General features: G+C 50.4%; 1 protein-coding gene. It reads left to right on the forward strand.

Translation table 11 applies throughout. The annotated features are described in order from the left end of the window. Positions 1–807, forward strand: an 807-nt coding sequence (locus KHU29_RS22030) for an IS4 family transposase (protein WP_211455465.1), incomplete at its 5' end; no start/stop codon positions are given. Positions 808–981: the final 174 nt, after the last annotated feature.

Raw genomic sequence — 981 nt, forward strand, 5'->3', positions numbered from 1 at the left:
TCTGCGCTGGACGGTAGGCGAATACTGGCAGTCGATGGCAGCGTGATACGCGAACCCGGTGCTATCACCTCGAGCTGGCGCTTGCATTATGCAATGGATATCGGCACGTTGGCCTGTCAGGAAATTCAGATTACGCGTGGCAAAGTGGGTGAATCATTGACCCTGTTTGACGTGCAAAAAGGCGATGTCATTGTGGCCGATCGTGGTTTTGCCAATCGACGCGGCGTCACTCATGTCCTTGATCAGGGTGGTGACGTCCTGGTGCGGATGAATCTGACGAGTCTGCCATTGCAAGATGAGGAGGGTAATCCGTTTGTACAGTTGGCGCATTTGCCGTCTTTGCAAATGGGACAAACCGGGGAATGGCCAGCGACGATGCAAGGCACGAAGGGGCGCGTAGCTGTGCGAGTGTGCGCGTATCGCAAGAGTGAGGAACAACGTATTGAGAGCGAGCGTAAGTACCGTCAATACATCAATAAAAAACAGCAGAAATTTCATGCAGAAACACTGGAAGCAACGGGCTATGTGGTAGTGGTCACAAGCTTGGACAGTCTGGATGCAGAAGCGATACTGGCGTTATATCGGCATCGTTGGCAAATCGAATTGGCATTCAAAAGGATGAAGTCTTTACTGGGACTGGGGCACCTGAAAAAGAAGGATGCCGAGGGTGCCAAAGCATGGTTGCAGGGTAAATTATTTGTTGCTTGTTTGATCGAGCGTTTGATTGCATTAGGCGATCATTTTTCCCCTCTCGAACCTACGCAGCACGAAGAGCAAAGTTATGAAACGTCGCTGTTGCTGGCGTGAAATGGCGTTTGTGCATTGGTTACTCAGCACTGCCGTTAATCCGCGTTTGTCGTTGTTTGCTTGCCTTGAGCAATGGACAGAAATGCGCAATTTACTGCGAGAACCTTCGCGAAAGAAACGTCATTATCAGCAGGATCAATTCAGAGGAGGAAAGTTTGGTTAGCGCGTATGGGG

The sequence above is a fragment of the Collimonas antrihumi genome (assembly GCF_018304965.1).
GTDB classification, from domain to species: Bacteria; Pseudomonadota; Gammaproteobacteria; order Burkholderiales; family Burkholderiaceae_D; genus Collimonas; species Collimonas antrihumi.